This is a genomic window from Pseudomonas sp. TMW22091 (genome assembly GCF_022496705.1).
GTDB lineage: Bacteria > Pseudomonadota > Gammaproteobacteria > Pseudomonadales > Pseudomonadaceae > Aquipseudomonas > Aquipseudomonas saxonica.
In genome coordinates, this window is sequence record NZ_SCFI01000012.1 from 123,701 (window position 1) to 143,417 (window position 19,717).

Here is a 19,717-nt window from a genome sequence, read left to right on the forward strand (position 1 = left end):
TTCATTCTCGAAACGCTTGCTGAACGATGCCGTGCACTCTTTAGGGTTCCGGGCGCTGAGTTCAGGAGCGTGTCCCAGCCTGCGAGGCATTGCAGCTCGCAGGCCCGGTATTTAGAACGCGATGTTGAGCCCCAGACGCACACCGTGGTCGCTGTAGCCATCGCCTATCTGCCCCGAGTAGCCAAGGTCCAGGCTTGCTTGCGGAGCCAGTTTGGCGCTGACACCCAATTGCACCAGAGCGGTATCCTGCGCAAGCGGCACGCCTTTGACGGTGAAACTGTCATAGCCATTCAGACTTAGGCGACTCTTCTCACCGGGCTCATCAAGCACCCGCTGCCATGCCAGACTGCTTTGTACGCTCAGGGGTACACCGGCCACTTCAGCCGACGCCGTCCTGGCGCGCAGACCGAGGCTGGAATAGGTCGCCCTGTCCTTCTCGCTGTCGCTGCTCAGCGACGTGCTGCCGCCATGTTCGCGGAAGCGATCACTGTCGACTTTGACATGGGACAAGCCGGCAAAAGGCTCAAGCGTCAGGTTACCCACCTGCACGTCATAGCCCAGTTCTGCGAACACTTGTTGAGTGCTGGCATCGTAATCGGCCTTGACGTGTTCCTGCAAACTGCCGACTTGCACATGACGACTGCTCTCGACCTTGTTCCAGGCATGGGAGACGCCAGTACGCAAATGCAAGGCATCCCACTGGCCACCCAGGTAGGCGGTCAACGACGTGCTGTTGATTTTGGCTGAAGAGTTGCGGGCATTGGCGTCCAGATCAGTGTTGCCGTAGCCCGCCGCCACGCCAGCGCGCCAAGTATCATTCAACGGCATGTCGACGCCCATCAGCATGCCTTGGCTGTTGTGGTCGAGGTCGGCGACGTTGCTGTTGCCGTCGCTGTCGCCCCAGCTGCCGTAGCCAGTTACCCAGAAGGTCATGTTGCTGTCAGCGTCGACGTGCAGTACGCCTTCGCTCTGGGACTGGACCTGGGCGTTGCGCAGGCGCGTGCCGATCGCATCGCGCACATAGCGGCTTTCATCGAACAACGCGCCACGGGTACTGGGATGGATCTCTCCCGACAGACTGTTGTAGGCCGCGCGCGCCTGATCGGCGCTGAGTGCCGCGACCGCGTCATGCATGGCGCCCGTACTTGCGCTGTCCAGCGCTCCGGCCACCGCACGCTGGTTGTAGGTTTGCGCCACGGAAGCGAACGCGACGTCATTGCGCGCGAGGTTCAGGGTCACGCCATTGCCGGCGTACGACACCAAAGGCATGAGGAACGCCAGGTTGCTGCTGACGCTGCCAAAGGTGCCGGTCAGACTGTTGGCCTGGATGATGTTGTACGGGGTGTTCGGCGCCCAGCTGCCGGTGCTGGCCAGGACGCTGAGGTTCGCACCGTCCAGCGCGACGGAGCCGGAGGCGATCACCCGATCGGAACGGCCGTCTGGGTTGGCTTCAATGACCAGCGTCGACCCTTTGTTGAAGTTCAGGTCTCCGTTGACCTTCAGGGTACCGATGGAGTTGCCCGGGTTGAGGGTCGCACCACTGGCCATGTTGATATCGCCAATGACGGTGCCATGGCCGCCCAGCATGGCGCCTTGGGCAACATCGATATCGCTGGCCAGGCTAGCGCTGGAACCCGCCGCACTGCCGACGATCAGGCTGCCCGCCAATACTCGGGTGCCGCCGCCGACCGTCGAATTACCATTGAGCTCCTGCTTGCCGATACCGGCCTTGATCAGATGACCATCGCCGCTGATCGATCCCTCATAGACGCTACTGCTCCCGCCTTCACCCATCTGCAGAGCACTGCCGGATGCCAGCGTCAACGCACCCGAGCCACTGAGGCCGTCGAGATTGTTGAGGCCGCTGATGCTGACCGAGGCGCCACTGCCCACGCTCAGGTCGGCGTTGCCCAGGCCGGTATTGCCGATCAGGTTCAAGCTGCCATTGAGCACGTTCAGCGCCCCGTTGAATGTATTGTTGCCGCTCAGGGTCAGCGCGCTGGCACCCTGTTTGTTCAAGTTACCGTTGCCACTGATGACACCGCTGAGGGTCAGGTCATGGCTGCCTGCCAGAGTCAGACTGTCGTTGAGGTCGACCGCGTTGACAAGGCTCGCGGTGTTGTTGCTGTCCAGCGTCGTGCCGCTTTTTAATACCAAGGCACCGCTGCCCAGCGCGGCGTTATTGCCCAGCACCAAAGTGCCACCATTGAGCAGGGTGCCGCCGCTGTAGCTGTTATTGCCATTGAGGGTCAGGCTGGACGCGCCATTCTTGATCAGGCTCCCCGTGCCACTGACCACGCCGCCCAGGGTCAAGGCATTCGAGCCGGTGACATTCAATGCGCCGTTGAGCACCACATTATTGCCCAGAGCCACCGCGGCGTTGCTGTCCAGCTCAGTGCTGTCCGCGGCAGTTAACACGCCGGTGCCGAGCGCGGCGTTATTGCCGACCACGATTTTGCCGCCGTTGAGCGCCGTGCCACCGGTGTAACCGTTGGCCGCGTTGAGCACCAACGTACCCCTGTCATATTTGCCGAGGGTGGCACTGCCATTGAGTGCGGTACCAACGGTCGCCGTAGCATTCGGATCAACCCGCACCGTGGCATTGCCCAGTTCACCGTTGACCAGGCTTAGCGAACCCACCGCGCCGTTCACCAAGCGGTAGCCATCGGTGGCGAATTGCATACCGGTGATGTTATGTGCGCCGTTGACGGTGACCGTGCCAGCCGCCCCTTGGAACACCGCAAAACTGTGGGTCCGCCCCTGATTAGTCGTGCCGTTGACGTCGGTCCAGTTGGTGCTGCTGGAATCCCAGATACCACTGCCGCCATCGACCGAGCCGTTCGCGACCCGTTGATTACCGTCCCAGAATTGCACGGTGACACCTGGCGTGGTGACCAACAGGTTGACCTGATTGGCCTGAGCGGTTTGCAGCATCAAATCACCCCGCGTCACGCTGCCCGGCACCGTGCCGATCAGCATGCCGTTGTCGGTCAGACCGCCGGTGTAGTTCATCAGGCGATACACGCCGCTGCCAAAACCGCCGATGTCACGGACGTTGAGCGTGCCGTCGAGGGTCAGGTTGTCGGCGACATTGACCAGCGCATTGCCGCCACCGGACACCGGGTTGCCGAGGCTCACGTCGAAGTTGGAGTTGGCATTGAACACCAGCGAATCCATCGACAGCGTGCTGCCGGTAACGCCCGCTAAATGACCGCCATCGGCCACCGTCACGGCTCCCCTCAAGGCACCGCTTCCGCCCAGCGTACCGCCACTGTTGATCCGCACATTGGCGCTGGCCAGCGAGCCGTTGACCTGCAGAGTGCCGACGTTGACCTGAGTATTACCGGTCAGGTCGCTGATACCGTTGAGAGTCAAGGTGCCGTTGCCGAGTTTTGTGAGGCCGCCATCTCCCCTGAGCGTTCCGCCAAACGTGCTGCTGGAGTTGCCCCCGAGGCTCAAGGTCTTGCCAGCGCCGACCAGCGCAGTCCCACTGCCAGTGAGGCTGGCGAGGTTGGCCGAGGTACCCAGTTTGAGTGCCGCGCCGTTGCCGAGATTGACGGTGGCGTTATTGCCCAGTGTCCCGCCACTCAGCGTGCTCAGGCTACCGGCCAGCACATCAAACGTGCCGCTGAAGGTGTTGTTGGCGCTCAGCGTCACATCGGCCAGGCCATTTTTTGTCAGCGTGCCTGCCCCGGCAATTACACCGCCAAGGGTCAGGTTATTGTTACCGGCCAAGGCCAGATTGGCATTGACGTTAAGGTTGTTGGCCAGGCTCAGTGGCGAGGTATTGTCGAGGGTCGAAGCACCGGCCACGGTCAGCGCACCGCTGCCTAGAGACGCGCCCGTGCCAAGGGTCAGCGTACCGGCGTTCAGAGTAGTGCCGCCGCTGAACGTGTTGATACCGTTGAGCTTCAAGTTCGACGCGCCGTTCTTGATCAGCCCGCCCGCACCGCTGACGACACCCGCGAGGGCTAGATTGTTGCTGCCCGTATTGCTCAGGTTGGCATTAAGCACCACGTTATTGCCCAGGCTCAACGGGCTGTTGCTGTCCAGTACCGCGGCGCCCGCCACAGTCAGCTTGCCCAGGCCCAGCGCTGAGTTGTTGCTGGCAGTCAGGGTGCCGCCGTTGAGAGTAATGCCACCGAGAAAAATATTATTGCCGCTGAGGGTCAGGTTGGCCGCGCCGTTTTTTGTCAGCGTGCCGGCGCCGGCAATTACACCACCGAGGGTCAGGTTATTGTTACCGGCCAAGGCCAGGTTGGCAGTGGCGTTGAAATTATTGGCAAGCATCAATGGCGCTGCGTTGTCGAGGGTCGAAGCGCCGGCCACGGTCAGCGCGCCGCTGCCCAGAGACGTGCCCGTGCCAAGGGTTAGCGTACCGGCGTTCAGAGTGGTGCCACCGCTGAACGTGTTGATGCCGTTGAGCGTCAGATTCGACGCGCCATTTTTGATCAATCCCCCCGCGCCGCTGACGACGCCCGTGAGTATCAGGTTATTGCTGCCCGTATTGCTCAGGTTGGCATTGAGCACCACGTTATTGCCCAGGCTCAACGGGCTGTTACTGTCCAGCGCTGAGGCGCCCGCCACGGTCAGGTTGCCAAGGCCCAGCGCCGAGTTGCTGCCGGGGGTCAGAGTGCCGGCATTGAGAGTGATGCCACCGAGGAAGTTGTTGTTGCCACTAAGTGTCAAGTTGGCCGAGCCGTTTTTGATCAGGCCGCCAGTACCGTCAATCACACCGTGGAGGGTCAGTGCATTACTGCCAACCACGGTCAAGTTGCCGTTGAGTGTCGCCGCGTTAGCCAGCGTTACCGTCGCGTTGCTGTCCAGTTGCGTGCCGGCATTCGCCGTCAACGCACCGGTACCCAGCGCGGTATCGCTGCCGACGATGATTTTGCCGCCGTCCAGTTGCGTGCCGCCGGTGTAGGCATTGGCGCCGCCGAGCACCAAAGTACCAGCGTCGAGTTTGTTGAGGGTTCCGCTGCCATTGATAGTGGCGTCGATAGTCGCAGTCACGCCCGGATCCACGCGCAGAGCGGCAGTGCCGGCGCTGCCGTTGACGGCCGTCAGTTGCCCCGCTGTGCCGTTGACCACTGTGTAGCCGTCGGTGACGAATTGCATGCCGGTAAAGGTTTGCGCACCGTTGACGGTCACGGTGCCAGCCGCTCCCTGAAACACCGCGAAGTTGTTGGTCCAGGCATGGTTGGTGGTGCCGTTGACGTCAGTCCAGTTGGTGCTGCCGGTGCCCCATGCGCCGCTGCCGCCTTCAACTGAACCGTTAGCGACCGGTTGGTTGCCGTCCCAGAATTGCACGGTAACGCCCGGTACGCTCACCAACAGGTTGATCTGATTCGCCAGAGCGGTTTGCAGGGTTAGATAGCCCGGCGTCACGCTGCCCGGCACGGTGCCAATCAGCATGCCGTTGTCGGTCAGGCCGCCGGTGTAGTTCATCAGGCGATACACACCGCTGCCGAATCCGCCAATGTCACTGACGTTAAGTGTGCCGTCGAGTGTCAAGTTGCCGCCGACGTTGACCAGCCCATTACCACCACCGGACATCGGTGTGCCCAGGCCCACGTCGAATGTGGAGTTGGCGTTGAATATCAGTGAGTCCACCGACAGAGTGCTGCCTGTAACACCCGCCAGCTGACCGCCATCCGCCACGGTCACTGCACCCGTCAACGTGCCGCTGCCACCTAGGGTGCCGCCGTTGTTGACCAGCACATTGCCGCTGGCCAGTGAGCCGTTGAGCTGCAGCTTGCCGGCATTGACGAGGGTGTCGCCGGTGAGGTGGCTGATGCCGCTGAGCGTCAGGGTGCCGTTACCTAGTTTGGTCAGTCCACCGTCGCCGCGCAGGTTCCCGGCAAAGGTGCTGCTGATATTGTTGCCACCCAGGCTCAGGGTGTTGCCGGTACCGATCAACGCCGTGCCGCTGCCAGTGAGGCTGGCGAGGCTGCTCGAAGCACCCAGATTGAGCGCCGCGCCAGCGGAGAGAGCGACGGTGGCGTTATTGCCCAGTGCCCCGCTGCTCAGCGTGGTCAGGCTGCCAGCGAGCGCATCGAACGTGCCGGTGTACGTGTTGTTGCCACTCAGCGTCACGTCGGCCAGACCGTACTTGGTCAGCGTGCCAGCGCCAGCAATGATGCCGCCGAGGGTCAGGTTATTGTTACCGGTCAGCGCCAGATTGGCATTGACGTTGAGGTTATTGGCCAGTACCAGTGGCGCTGTGTTGTTGAGGGCCGAGGCACCGGCCACGGTCAACGCGCCGCTGCCCAGTGAAGCGCCGGTGCCGAGTGTCAGCGTGCCGGCATTCAGCGTGGTGCCGCCCATGTAAGTATTGATGCCGTTGAGCGTCAGGTTCGACGCGCCGTTTTTGCTCAGGCTGCCTGCACCATTGACCGTGCCGGTGAGGGTCAGATCAGCCGTGCCAACGATGCCAAGGTTGCCGGCCAGATTGACCGCGTTATTGAACGAAACTGCCTTGCTCGCATCCAGCGCGGTGCCGCCCGCCGCATTCAAGGTGCCGGAGCCCAGCGCCGAGTTCGACGCCAGAATTAGCCCGCCTGAGTTCAGCACGACCGGGCCGAGGAAGGCGTTGTTGCCACCGAGGGTCAGGTTTGCCACGCCGTTTTTGATCAGGCCGCCAGTACCGCCAATGACGCCGTTGAGGATCAGCGAATTGCTGCCGAATACGGTGAGATTGCCGTTCAGCGTTGCCGCATTAGCCAGTGTCACCGCCGCATTGCTGTCCAGCTGCGTGCCGGCATTCACCGTCAACGTGCCGGTGCCGAGCGCTGTGTTGCTGCCGACGATGATTTTGCCGCCGTCCAATTGCGTGCCGCCGGTGTAAGCGTTGGCACCGCCTAGCACCAGCGTGCCGCTGTCGAGTTTATTGAGAATGCCACTGCCATTGATGTTGGCATTGATGGTCGCCGTCACGCCTGGATCAACGCGCAAAGCGGAAGTGCCGCCGGTGCCGTTGACGGCGGTGAGTTGACTCGCCGCACCGTTGACCACGTTGTAGCCGTCGGTAAGGAATTGCATGCCGGTGAACACTTGCGTGCCGTTCACCGTCACGGTGCCGGCGGTGCCCTGGAACACTGCGAAGTCACCCGCCCAAGGTTGATTCACCAGACCGTTGGCGTCGGTCCAGTTGGTACCGACTGCGTTCCACGCGCCATTGCCACCATCGACCACGCCGTTGGCAAGGGGCTGGCTGCCGTCCCAATAACGAATGTTGCCGCTCGGCGCCGACACTTGGATGTTGATCTGATTGGCCACGCCGGTCTGCACCACCAGATCGCCCAGGCCATAACCGAACGGCACGCTGGCGACATCCAGCCCCAGATTGGTCAGGGCCCCGGTGTAGTTGAACAGACGATACACACCGACGCCGAAACCGCCAGCATCGCTGACGTTGAGATTGCCGTTGAGGGTGAGGTTGCCGCCGACCTTCATCAGCGAGGTGGTCGATGGTGTGCCCAACGCCACATCGACGTTGCTGCCGGCTGCGAGGTTCAGCGAACCCGCCGACAGTTGGTTGCCCGACGACAACACCAGATGCCCGCCGCTATTGATGTTGACGGAGCCGAGCGCCGAACCGGTGCCGGTCAGGGTGCCGCCGCTGTTGACGTTGACCTGCGCGCTGGCCAGCGAACCACTGAGACCGACTGTGCCGCCATTGATCGCGGTGGTGCCGGTGATGCCGTTGATACCGGTGAGGTTCAAGGTGCTGGTGCCGACTTTGACCAGGCCGCCGCTACCGCTGAGATCGCCGTCGAAGTTACTGGTGATGCTGGCGCTCCCGACGGTCAAGGTGTTGCTGGCGGTCAGTTGCACACTGCCGCTGCCGGTCAGTGCACCGAGGCTGGCGTTGCTGCCCAGGTTCAGCCCGGCACCGGCGTTGATGTTGACGCTGTAGGTATTGCCCAGCGCGTTGCTGTTGAGGGTGGTAACGCTGCCGGACAGGATGTTCAGTGCGCCGGTGAAAGTGTTGTTACCTGCCAACGTCAAGTCTGACAAACCGTTTTTGTTCAGGCTGCCGGCACCGTCGATGATGCCGTTCAAGCTCAGATCGTTGTTGCCGGCGACGGTCAGACCGGCGTTCAGCGTAATGCTGTTACCGATGCCGAGTGAAGCGCTGTTATCCAGTGTCGCCGCTCTGCCGACGATCAGGGCGCCGCTGCCCAGGCCGTTGGCATTGCCCAGAGTCAGCGTGCCGCCGTTGAGTGTGGTGCCGCCACTGAAGCTGTTGTTGCCTTTGAGGGTCAGGTTTGCCGCGCCGTTTTTGATCAACTGGCCAGTGCCGCTAGTGACACCGCCGAGTGTGAGATTCTGCGTGCCGCCAACGGTCAGTGCCGAATTCAAGGCAACCGCGTTGCTGAGGCTGACCAGCGGCGAGTTGCTATCCAGGGTCGAGGCGCCAGCGACGGTCAGCGCACCGGAGCCCAATGCCGAACTGTTGCCGACGGTCAGGGTGCCGGCGTTGAGTCTGGTGCCTGCGAGGTAGTTGTTGGCCGCGTTGAGCATCAGATTGGCCGTGCCGTTCTTCACCAGACTGCCAGCGCCACTGACCAAACCGGTCAAGGTTATGTCCGCCGTACCGTCGACGTTCAACCCACCTGCCAGTGTCAAGGTATTATTCAGGCTGACTGCGGTGTTGGCGTCCAGCGTGGTGCTCGCGGCCGCGTTCAAGGTCCCGGAACCCAACGCAGTGTTGCTGCCGACGATGAGTTTGCCGGTGTTCAGCACGGTGTTACCAAAATAGGTGTTCGCGCCATTGAGGGCCAGATCAGCAGCGCCGTTCTTGGTCAGCCCACCGATGCCAGCGACCACGCCGCCGAGGGTCAACGCCTGGGTTGCGCCCAAAGTCAGGGTGCCGCTGAGGTTGACATTGTTGCCCAGTGTGGCGGCGATGCTGGCATCCAGCGAGGTGCCGTTCGACGCATTGAGTGCGCCAGTACCGAGGGCGGTGCTGGAACCTGCCACCAGCGAACCGGCGTTAAGCGCGGTGATGCCGGTGTAGGTGTTATTGCCGTTGAGGGTCAGGCTTGAGGCCCCGGTCTTGATCAAGCCGTTGACGCCACTGATCACCCCGCCCAGGGTCAACGCGTTGGCGCCGCCAGCGGTGAGGTTGGCGTTGAGAATCATGTTGTTGTTCAGGGTCACGGCGGATCTGCTGTTGAGCGTACCCGCCCCCGCCACAGTGAGTGCGCCAGTGCCGAGTGCGGCGCCAGTGCCAACGGTCAGGCTGCCAGCATTCAGCGTGGTATCGCCACTGTAGGTGTTGGTGCCATTGAGCGTGAGATTGGCCGCGCCATTTTTGGTCAGTCCGCCGCTGCCGCTGACGATGCCGCCGAGGGTCACGTTCGCGCTACCGCCGACGTTCAGGTTGCCACCGAGCGAGACTGCGTTGGCCAGCGCAACCGTGGTGCTGGCGTCGAGGGTGGTGCCCGCCGCCGCGCTTAGCGCGCCAGTTCCCAGCGCGGTGTTGCTGCCGACGATCAGCGTGCCGGCATTCAGCGCCGTACCACTGGAGAAGGTGTTGGCGCCGTTGAGGGTGAAATTGGCCGCGCCGTTTTTGAACAACCCGCCGCTGCCGCTGACAATGCCGCCGAGGGTCACATTGGCGCTACCGCCGACGTTCAGGTAACCACCGAGCGAGACTGCGTTGGCCAGCGCAACCGGGGTGCTGGCGTCGAGAGTGGTGCCGGCCGCCGTGCTCAGCGCGCCAGTGCCCAGCGAGTTGTTATTGGTCACCACCAGGCTGCCGGTGCTCAGGATAGTGGTGCCGGTGTAACCGGTGTTAGCGCCGCTGACGGTGAGGTTGCCAGTACCCCATTTGGTCAGGCCGCTGCTGCCGCTGATCAAGCCGCCGAGAGTCAGTGCACCAGTGCCACCGGCCGTCAAGGTTCCACCGAGGCTGATAGCGTTGTCCAGATTGATGATTCCCGGCGCGCTCAATGTCGTCGCGCTGGTGATGTTGAGGGTGCCGGTACTGAACGCCTTATTGTTGCTGACCTGCACGGTACCGCCACTGAGCGTAGTGTTGCCCAGATAGGTGTTGGCACCGCTGACGGTGAGGCTGCCGTTACTACCGGTCTTGGTCAAGCCGCCGCTGCCGGAGATCACCCCGCTCAGTGTGGTGGCGTTGCTGCCTTGCACCGTTATACCACCAGCGCCGAGATCAATTCCGTTACTCACGTTCAAACCGGCATTGCTAGCTTCAATGATCCCGCCGTTGGAAGTCAGCACACCGCTGCCGAAGGTTGCATTGTTATTGAACTGGGCGATACCGCCGTTAAGCGTGGTCGAGCCACTCACCAACGGCCCCTGCAATGTCCAGTTACCGCTGTTGAGGATCAGGTTGTTGAAGTTCACGTAGGTAGCGCTTGAGGCGGTACCGTCCCCCGTAGTACCTCCGCCAACGCCCACCTGGTTTTGCAGGATCAGGCTGTTGGTCCCCCCGGCCCCGCCATCCACCGTGCCGGTCGGTGCAAAGGTCAGGTTGACGCCGTTCAGTCCGCCGAGACCAACGCTGGTCTGTACACCGTCTCCTCTTAGCACCTTTGAGCCGGTCACTGCGATGAAGGTATTGGTGCTCGCCGCGCCCATCGACACGCCGCCGGTAATCTCACCGGCGTTGGTGAAGGTGTTGCCTGCCGCCGACGTCTCGAACGCGATCCGGCCGTTGATCACGCCGGTTCTGCTGTTGGTCATGTTGATCTGCGAGCCACCATAGATCCCCACCACAGGCGTGTCGGCCAGAGTCATGCCGCCCATCGAGAGCCCAGTCGACGTAATGGTGCCGTTGTTGGTGATGGTAGTGGTACCGGACGCGGCGTTGTTCACGCCGATCGCCAGGCCGTTGATGCTTGTCAAGTTGAGCCCGAGGAGCATCCCGGTTCCGCGCATAATAGCGCCAGTCTGATTGAGAACATTGACGGTGCTGGTCGCGCCAGTACCGATGAACGCACCGCCACTCAATACCGCCACCGGACCCAGGACTGCGGGGTCGATGATGCCGAAGTTGTTCAGAGTGATGTTAATCCCAGTCAGGTCTATGGCATGGCCGCCGAGCGTCGCATCCATCTGCGCGCCGCTGTTGACGTTGACTGTCAGATTGTCGTCATTACTGGCAAAGTCATTGGGAATCAATGGCTGCGGTGGCACGCCCGTGCAAGTGACGGTCGATCCAGCCGTGCTGCAGGTTGCAAATGCCATCGAACTGAATACCGGTCCGAGCAATATGGCAGCCAATGCCAACTTACCCGAACAACGCGAGCCTTTGCGGCAGCGTTTACTGAATTCGTGAGTGACCGCCCAGCAGCCCAATGAGGCATTCCAAACCAGCGCATAGACACGGTTCATTGCGATAACTTCCTTGTTATTTGAACGTTGCTGCGCCCAAGCGCACCGGGCGCAGAGCCGGCTGGAACTTGGCCCAACAATAGTACAATCAGAGCCTAAAATTAATGGCACTTAGCCATTTATTTTGCTTTTTTAGACGTCCCCTCTTGAAATCCGCAAGATAGAGCACTTGCTGATTCTGAGGTCGATGCAAAATGTTCGTTTAGCCGAAAACATTGGGCTCAATGTTGTCGCTGACGCCGAATGGACCCGTGGCCAACTGGGCTAGCCTGAGCGAGCCTTGTGCATCTAAGGTCGTACTTCCCTGTCAAATACAGGGTGGGCTATAAATAGGGCCGGACATAAAACTGACCTGTGCGCCATTGGCACTACGGGCAGCCATAGAGCTAACAATCAGCCACCGGAACAACTCCCTATGTCGATCTTTGAGCAAGGCCTCGAGCCAAGTGCTGTCAATCATATTGCCCTGTCGCCGCTCAGCTTTATCGAGCGCACAGCCAGCGTCTACCCCGACTACCCTGCCGTCATTCATGGCTCGATTCGCCGTACATGGGCGCAGACCTATAGCCGCTGCCGTCAGTTGGCCAGTGCCCTGACCGGGCGCGGCGTAGGCAAAGGGGATACCGTGGCGGTGATGCTACCGAATATCCCGGCCATGCTCGAAGCGCATTTTGCCGTGCCAATGACCGGCGCTGTGCTCAACGCCTTGAACGTGCGGCTCGACGCCGAAACCATTGCATTTATGCTGGCCCACGGCGAAGCAAACGTGTTGATTGCCGACCGTGAGTTCCATGATGTGATCCATGCCGCAGTGGCCATGCTTGACCATCCGCCGCTGATTATCGACGTCGACGACCCGGAGTATGGCGAAGGCCAACCGGTCAGCACGCTGGATTACGAGGCGCTGCTGGCAGAGGGCGACCCTGAGTATGACTGGCAGTGGCCGACGGATGAATGGCAAGCGATCACGCTCAATTACACCTCAGGCACCACAGGCAACCCCAAGGGCGTGGTGTATCACCATCGTGGGGCGTATCTCAATTCGCTGGGCAACCAGATGGTCTGGGCCATCGGCAACCACCCGGTGTACCTGTGGACGCTGCCGATGTTCCACTGCAATGGCTGGTGCTACCCGTGGATCATTACCGCGCTGGCGGGTGTACACGTCTTTTTGCGCCGGGTAGATCCGCAAAAAATCCTGACGCTTATCCGAGAGCATCAGGTCACCCACCTGTGCGGTGCCCCAATAGTGCTCAATGCTCTGGTCAATATGCCTGAGTCGGCCAAAGCCGCCATCGATCACCCGGTCAGGGCTATGGTCGCCGGAGCGGCCCCTCCCGCCAAAGTCATTGGTGCGGTGGAAGAAATGGGCATCCATGTGACCCACGTCTATGGCCTTACCGAGGTCTATGGCCCGGTGACCATATGTGCCTGGCATGACAAATGGGACAAGCAGTCACTGGTTGAGCGCGCTCAAATCAAATCGCGTCAAGGTGTGCGTTACCCGACGCTGGAGGGCGTGATGGTGGCAGATCCGAAAACCTTGGCGCCGACACCTCGTGATGGCGAAACCATGGGTGAGATCTTCATGCGGGGCAACACCGTGATGAAGGGTTATTTGAAAAACCCAAGCGCCACGGCCGAGGCTTTTGAAGGCGGCTGGTTTCATACCGGTGACCTGGCCGTGTGCCACCCGGATGGCTATATCGAAATCCGCGACCGACTCAAGGACATCATCATTTCAGGTGGCGAGAACATTTCCACGATTGAAGTCGAAGGCGTGTTGTATCGCCATTCGGGGGTGATGGAAGCGGCCGTCGTTGCCCGCCCGGATGAACGCTGGGGCGAGACACCCTGTGCATTTATTACCCTCAAGGCCGATCACCAGCACGTACGTGAGAGCGAGATCATCGCGTTTTGTCGCGAGCATCTGGCCGGGTTCAAAGTGCCGCGCACTGTGGTGTTCACACTGTTGCCCAAAACCTCGACCGGCAAGATCCAGAAATTCGTGCTGCGGGATATGGCCAAGGCTTTATAAAACACACGTCCAATCCGCCAATGAAAACGGCGGCCCTTCAAGGGCCGCCGTCGGGCGTGCGGGCAGAACGAACTCAGTCCTCCAGCTCTTCCAGTAACAGCACTTCACGATGCGCGAGCAGTTCTTTGACCGCCCCAGCCATCGTTAGATAGTGCGCCGTGGTTTTATGCTGCTCTATGGCCTCCCTGTTCGCCCACGCCTCGATAAAGACAAAGCGGTCTGGGTCGTCAATATCGACATGCAGGGCGTAGGCAATGCAGCCTGCCTCAGCCCGTGAACCTTGCACACAGGCACGCAGCGCCTTTTCAACCTCGGCACGATGGTCGGACTTGGCGCGCAATGTGGCGACAATCTTGATGACTTTGGACATATCGACTTCCTAGACCTTGCTGGCACTTGATTCCGAAAAATAGCTGGCGATCTTATCTTTGATCAAAAGCCTTTGCTCTTTGAGCTTGAGCAATGCCTCATCGGATATGCCCAGCGCATTGTCTTTTTCAGCGGCAACAATCTGGTCATCCTTGTCTTTGTACTCCGCAAACAATCGGTCCAGATGAGGGTTTTCGTTGCGCAGCTTGCTGGCCAACTCAGGGGTCACACTCAGGTCTTTGAGCAAATCGTGTTTGACAGGCATATCGGCACCTCGTGGAAGTTTCGGTGGTCGCCCAGGGCTGGTGTGATGAACCCGGAGCAAGGTTGTGTCGCAATAAAACTTCCCTAAGCAATAGCACGCAACCGACCACCTCGAAAGTCACGGGTGAATATTCACCGTCAGGCCCTCGTCAAACATCCATCCCAAAGAGCGCAACATGCTCGCTTTAGCACTGGGCGGGGGACTCACAAAATGCGGTACAACAACCGCTCAATTCTCACTCGGCTCACCCTGCGCAGAAACTTGGCGACGCTCGCCGGGTACTCCTCCAGCGTCTCCAGAATCTTGTAACTCTCGATGCGGCGGGTATTGGCAAAAATCGACTCCAGCTCTTGGCGTCGAGGCTCCAGCCATTCGCGGCGCGGGTCATCAATCAGTAGCCCGTTTTCAAGATCCAGGCGGAACGCTCGCGGATTGAGATTGTTGCCCGTTAGCAGCGTGTAACGGTCATCGACCCACATGCCTTTAAGGTGGAAGGTGTTATCGCCCTCGCGCCATAAATGCAGGTTCAGTAAACCGCTATCGATCATGCGCTGATGCTTTTTGGCAAACCGACGCAGACTCAACTCGTACAGATACGGGAGTGCCGCAATCACCTTGAAAGGCTCGCTGGGCGGAATGTAAAAATCATTGGCCGTCTTGTCGCCGACCACAATATCAATCTTCACGCCGCGCTCCAGCGCCCGATTGATTTCACGGGTCACGGGCAATGGCAAGTTGAAGTACGGCGTGCAAATGGTCAATTGCTGTTGGCTGCTGGCAATCAACTCGCAAATCACCCGGCTCAGCGGGTTGTTTTTGCCCACGCCCAGCAGCGGACTCACCGACAGGCCAAAATGCGCGGTTGTCGCTTCGCGGGTGTCATAAACGGCTTTTTTCAGGCTGCTGCGCAAATCACCAATGGCGCTGCGCAAGCTGCGGGTAGACGGTAACTGAGGCACATCCAGACGATGCACCGCCTTGGTGGTAATCAAGTCCTCCACCACAAAGCGCTGCATGGCATCCGCCAGAGGTTTGTTGTGCAGCAGGTGATAACGGTCGAAGCGGTATTTATCGAACTTGTGCAAGTACACGTTGTTCAGGCTCGCGCCGCTGTAGATCACACAGTCGTCAACAATAAAACCTTTGAGGTGCAAAACGCCGAACAGCTCGCGGGTTTGAACCGGCACGCCATAAATAGGCACTTCGCTGCTGTGAGCGGCGGTCTGGGCCTGGTACCAAGCGGCATTGCCCGGCTGTTTGCCTGCACCGATCAAGCCGCGCTGGGCCCGTAGCCAATCCACCACCACCACGATTTCCAGTTCTGGACGTGCGGCTTTGGCAGCGTGCAAGGCATCGAGGATTTCCTGTCCGGCTTCGTCCTGCTGCAGGTACAAGGCCACCAGCGTGATGCGCTGACGTGCACTGGCGATGTGTTCGAGCAGGCACTGACGAAATTGCGCCGCGCTGGGCAAGATGCTGATTGCATCGGCGGACAAAGGAAAGCTGCGCAGTTTAGGCAGCAAAGAACGTTTGAAGAGCGACGGCATAGGGCTCGCTAAGGGTCGAATGCGAAGAACCGCAAAGCTTACACGATTGAGCTTTGAAGCTGTAGCCGCCGCGAAGGCGGCGGCCGGCGCGCATCAAACCGCGTAAATAGCCATCAGCCGCGCAATGTCGCGCGCCCTGTCGGTGAGCAGTTGTGCGGCGTTGGCACAGGCGTCTTCGAGGCTCATTGGCCCGCTGGTCACGGCGAATGCGGCGTTGATGCCGTGCGCATAGAGTGTTTGATACCCCTCGCCCAACGTGCCAGCCAGCACCACGACCGGCACACCCTGAGCCTGAGCAATGCGCGCCACACCAAAGGGGGTTTTGCCGCGTAATGTCTGCGCATCGAAACGGCCTTCACCGGTAATCACCAGATCGGCGTCTTTAACCGCTTCTGCCAGCCCTACCAATTCCGCCACCACTTCAACTCCGGCGCGAAACTCTGCGCCAAAAAACGCCTTGGCCGCAAAACCAAGCCCGCCTGCGGCTCCCGAGCCGGGTTCATCACGCACATCCTTGGGTAATACAGTCGCGCAATGATCGGCAAAGTGTCCCAGCGCCTGATCCAGCAAGCGAACGTGCTCAGGTGTTGCGCCCTTTTGCGGGCCAAAGATGGCAGAAGCGCCGTGCTCACCACACAGAGGGTTGTTAACGTCAGCGGCAATTTCAAATCGAACGTCCGCCAAGCGCAGGTCAAGCCCCGAAAGCTCAATGTGTGCCAGCCTGGAAAGCGCCAGCCCTCCGGGCGCCAAAGGTTGCCGCTCAGCGTCGAACAGACCCAGCCCCAGTGCCTGCAAAGCCCCCGCGCCCGCGTCATTGGTGGCGCTGCCGCCGATGGCCAGAATAATGCGCTGCGCTCCCGCATCAAGGGCTGCCCGGATCAGTTCACCAGTGCCGAAGGTGCTGCTGATGCGTGCATCCCGTTGCGACACCGGTACGCGTTGCAAGCCGCTGGCTTCAGCCATTTCGATAATGGCCGTATGGCTGTCCGGCAACCAGCCCCAATGAGCCTCGACCGATTCGCCCAGCGGGCCCTGAACGTGATTGCGGCGCAACTGGCCATTGCCCGCGGCAACGATGGCCTCCACGGTGCCTTCGCCGCCATCGGCCATCGGGCAGCTCACCAGATGCGCATGGGGCAGCGCATCTGCCAGGCCGGCAGCGATGGCATCGGCGACTTTTTCGGCACTCAGGCTGTCTTTGAACGAATCGGGGGCAATCACGATTTTCATAGGGGCGCATCTCCAGGTCTTATGCCAACCATGCTGCCATCAACGGGCTGCAAACACGCCAGTCAGGCGCACAAGCAATCACAGTGTTTGTTGTTCATTCTGACAAGGCAACAATTGCACGCCCAAATACAGCGCCAGCATGCCGTTCAGACTCAGCGGGTCCACTGAACTCAATTCAGCGATGCGTTCCATGCGGTAACGCAGGCTGTTGCGGTGAATACCCAGTGCGTCAGCGCATAGCTGGCTCTGGCCATCGTGCTCACACCAACTGCGAAGTGTGGCAATCAATTGACCATTAGTGTCTTTAGCCACAACCTTGTGCAACGGCCCCAGCAGTTCTTCAAGTGCATCATCATGGCGGTGGCGCCATAGCATCACCGGCAAGCGGTAGCGATCAAGCTCCAGCACGCGGGTCTGGGGCAGCACGTCGCGCCCATAAGCAAGCAAGTCCGCGACCCGGCGATAGCAGCGACGCAAGCCCTTGAGTGCATCCGCCTGGCCCCCCGCCGCAATGCGCAGCACCTTCCAGCCCTGGGCATCCAGTTTTTCCAGCAGGCGGAGATCATCCAGCGCAACCGTTGCAGGCCGGCACCACAGCAGCGAGCCGGTCGCCGGGGTCACGCACCAACTGTCCGGGTAGCGCGATTGCAACCAGCCACTCAAGGCTTCAGCGCCTTGGCCTTTGCCCAACTCGAACAGATAAGGGATACGCGACAACTGCGGTTTTAATCCTAACTGCTGAGCTTCATCGATCAGGCGCGGGGAATCGCCGCCTTCACTGAGCAGTAATGCCACCAAGTCGTCGCAACGCTGACGGCGCCACTGCTGTTCGGCTTGCTGGTAACGTTGCCTGACCAGCATTTCGGCGGTCATGCGCACCAGCTGAGCGTAGGTGCGAAGCATTTCCGGCTCACCGGTCAGCCCCAGCACACCGACCAGGCGCTCATCCAGCAACAGCGGCAAATTGATTCCGGGCTGAACCCCCTTCAGGCAGGTGGCGGTCTGTGCGTCGATTTCCACCACTCGTCCATTGGCCAGCACCAACTGCGCCCCTTCGTGCCGGGTGTTGATACGCTCAGGCTCGCCACTGCCCAGAATCAGCCCCTGGCTGTCCATGACGTTGACGTTGTAAGGCAGAATGGCCATCGCGCGATCGACAATGTCCTGCGCCAAATCATGATCCAATTCAAACATGGGGACGACAATCCTTTGGAAATTTTGTTCATGGGCACAGCGCTAGCAGATATTCCCTGTGCTCAGGCACAAAGACAGCGGCGTTAAGGTGGTCGAAACTCAGGCCGCGATCAACGTTAACCCCGGATCGTGAAAAAACATAATAAAGAGAGACATACAATGTCACAGAGCGCCACCGCTTCGCTGATCAGCGATGACGATAAAAACGCCATCTACAAGCGCATTACACTGCGCCTGATTCCCTTTATCTTCATCTGCTACCTGTTCAACTACCTTGACCGGGTCAACGTTGGCTTTGCCAAACTACAAATGCTGGATGCGCTGAAATTCAGCGAGACAGTTTACGGTCTGGGTGCCGGAATTTTCTTTATCGGCTACGTGCTCTGCGGCGTGCCGAGCAACCTGGCCCTGACCCGTTTTGGCCCACGGCGCTGGATTGCCGTAATGATGATCGGCTGGGGCGCGCTGTCGACCTGCCTGATGTTCGTGACCACACCGACCGGTTTTTACACCCTGCGTTTTTTAACCGGTGCTGCTGAAGCGGGATTCTTCCCGGGCGTAGTCCTGTATCTCTCGCAGTGGTTTCCGACCTTTCGCCGTGGCCGCATCATGGCCTTGTTCATGTGCGCCATCCCGGTTTCCGGCTTGATTGGCGGGCCTTTCTCGGGTTGGATTCTCAGCCACTTCGCCGCAGGCCAGGGTGGGCTTGCTGGTTGGCAGTGGATGTTTCTGCTGCAAGGCATTCCCACGGTCATACTGGGCGCCCTGGCGATTTTCTTGCTGAGCGACAGCTTTGCCAATGCCAAATGGCTGGGAGCCCATGAACGTGCCGTGTTGCAAGCCGACCATGACCTGGATGCTGCCAACAAACCCTCTACGGCGACCGATTCCCTGCTGGCTGTGTTCAAGAACCCGGCAATCTGGGCCTTTGGCCTGATTTACTTCTGCATCCAGAGTGGCGTCTACGCGATCAACTTCTGGCTGCCCTCGATCATCAAAAACCTGGGCTTCAGCGACACGCTGGTAATTGGCTGGATCAGTGCGATTCCTTACCTGCTGGCGGCTGTCTTCATGTTACTGGTGGGGCGTTCGGCGGACTTGCGTAAAGAGCGCCGTTGGCATTTGGTAGTGCCCATGTTGATGGGTGCGATTGGGTTGGTGATTGCTGTGAACTTTGCAACCCAGCCAGCGATTGCGATTCTTGGCCTGACCATCGCTACGATGGGTGCCCTTACCGGTTTGCCGATGTTCTGGCCGGTGCCGACCGCGATGCTCAGTGCGGGAGCTGCGGCAGGTGGTTTGGCGTTGATCAACTCGATGGGCCAGATGGCTGGATTTCTTAGTCCGTATTTGGTGGGATGGGTCAAAGACGCAACGGGCTCGACGGATGTGGCCTTGTACGTCCTTGCGGCGGTAATCGTCGCTGGCAGCGTATTGGCATTACGGATGACACGAGGAATGAGTAACGCCTAACACCGCGCTTGTGATCTTGATCTTGGCTTTTGATCTTGGCTTTTGACTTGATCTTGATCTTGATCTTGCTTGTGATCTTGATCTTGCTTGTGATCTTGATCTTGATTTGCCGCCCCTTCGGGAGGCCGAAAGGAGGTTTCGCGGAGTGGGTCGACCGGCATGGATGCCGGGAGAGCTGCGATCGGGCCATGGATGGCCCGTCGCAGCGTGCCCACGGAGCGGGACCGGAGTGAG

The 19,717-nt window shown here is 60.1% G+C and carries 8 protein-coding genes; 2 read left to right on the top strand and 6 right to left on the bottom strand.

The window, feature by feature from the left end; genetic code table 11:
- Positions 1–111 precede the first annotated feature (111 nt).
- Positions 112–11,367, bottom strand: a complete 11,256-nt coding sequence (locus EQV93_RS19435; RefSeq protein WP_240892230.1) for an autotransporter-associated beta strand repeat-containing protein — start codon at positions 11,365–11,367, stop codon at positions 112–114.
- A 415-nt stretch (positions 11,368–11,782) separates the two neighbouring features.
- Between EQV93_RS19435 and EQV93_RS19440 the strand changes: the two genes are divergently transcribed.
- Positions 11,783–13,405 (top strand): acyl-CoA synthetase, encoded by a 1,623-nt coding sequence (locus EQV93_RS19440; protein WP_240892231.1) that lies wholly within the window; start codon positions 11,783–11,785, stop codon positions 13,403–13,405.
- A 73-nt stretch (positions 13,406–13,478) separates the two neighbouring features.
- Here the strand turns inward: EQV93_RS19440 and EQV93_RS19445 are convergent, their stop codons facing one another.
- From EQV93_RS19445 to EQV93_RS19465, 5 genes are all read right to left on the bottom strand, one after another.
- Positions 13,479–13,775, bottom strand: a complete 297-nt coding sequence (locus tag EQV93_RS19445; protein WP_240892232.1) for a putative quinol monooxygenase — start codon at positions 13,773–13,775, stop codon at positions 13,479–13,481.
- Between the two features lie 9 nt (positions 13,776–13,784).
- On the bottom strand, positions 13,785–14,039 hold the full coding sequence (locus EQV93_RS19450) for a YdcH family protein (protein ID WP_122783904.1): 255 nt from the start codon (positions 14,037–14,039) through the stop codon (positions 13,785–13,787).
- A gap of 203 nt (positions 14,040–14,242) precedes the next feature.
- Positions 14,243–15,586 carry a CDP-diacylglycerol--serine O-phosphatidyltransferase gene (pssA, locus tag EQV93_RS19455; RefSeq protein ID WP_146387460.1) on the bottom strand — a complete coding sequence of 448 codons (1,344 nt, stop codon included), beginning with the start codon at positions 15,584–15,586 and terminating at the stop codon, positions 14,243–14,245.
- 93 nt (positions 15,587–15,679) lie between these two features.
- Positions 15,680–16,816, bottom strand: a complete 1,137-nt coding sequence (locus EQV93_RS19460) for a glycerate kinase (protein ID WP_122783902.1) — start codon at positions 16,814–16,816, stop codon at positions 15,680–15,682.
- Between the two features lie 78 nt (positions 16,817–16,894).
- Positions 16,895–18,010 (bottom strand): sugar diacid recognition domain-containing protein, encoded by a 1,116-nt coding sequence (locus tag EQV93_RS19465; RefSeq protein WP_240892233.1) that lies wholly within the window; start codon positions 18,008–18,010, stop codon positions 16,895–16,897.
- Between the two features lie 159 nt (positions 18,011–18,169).
- Here EQV93_RS19465 and EQV93_RS19470 point away from each other — a divergent pair, with 159 nt between their 5' ends.
- Positions 18,170–19,483: an MFS transporter gene (locus EQV93_RS19470; RefSeq protein ID WP_122783900.1), complete on the top strand. Its 1,314-nt coding sequence runs from the start codon at positions 18,170–18,172 to the stop codon at positions 19,481–19,483.
- Positions 19,484–19,717: the final 234 nt, after the last annotated feature.

What these genes read in the sequence shown, in the direction of transcription:
- EQV93_RS19435 (WP_240892230.1), bottom strand. Translation starts at nt 11,367, where the DNA reads ATGAACCGTGTCTATGCGCTGGTTTGGAATGCCTCATTGGGCTGCTGG.
- EQV93_RS19440 (WP_240892231.1), top strand. Translation starts at nt 11,783, where the DNA reads ATGTCGATCTTTGAGCAAGGCCTCGAGCCAAGTGCTGTCAATCATATT.
- EQV93_RS19445 (WP_240892232.1), bottom strand. Translation starts at nt 13,775, where the DNA reads ATGTCCAAAGTCATCAAGATTGTCGCCACATTGCGCGCCAAGTCCGAC.
- EQV93_RS19450 (WP_122783904.1), bottom strand. Translation starts at nt 14,039, where the DNA reads ATGCCTGTCAAACACGATTTGCTCAAAGACCTGAGTGTGACCCCTGAG.
- pssA (WP_146387460.1), bottom strand. Translation starts at nt 15,586, where the DNA reads ATGCCGTCGCTCTTCAAACGTTCTTTGCTGCCTAAACTGCGCAGCTTT.
- EQV93_RS19460 (WP_122783902.1), bottom strand. Translation starts at nt 16,816, where the DNA reads ATGAAAATCGTGATTGCCCCCGATTCGTTCAAAGACAGCCTGAGTGCC.
- EQV93_RS19465 (WP_240892233.1), bottom strand. Translation starts at nt 18,010, where the DNA reads ATGTTTGAATTGGATCATGATTTGGCGCAGGACATTGTCGATCGCGCG.
- EQV93_RS19470 (WP_122783900.1), top strand. Translation starts at nt 18,170, where the DNA reads ATGTCACAGAGCGCCACCGCTTCGCTGATCAGCGATGACGATAAAAAC.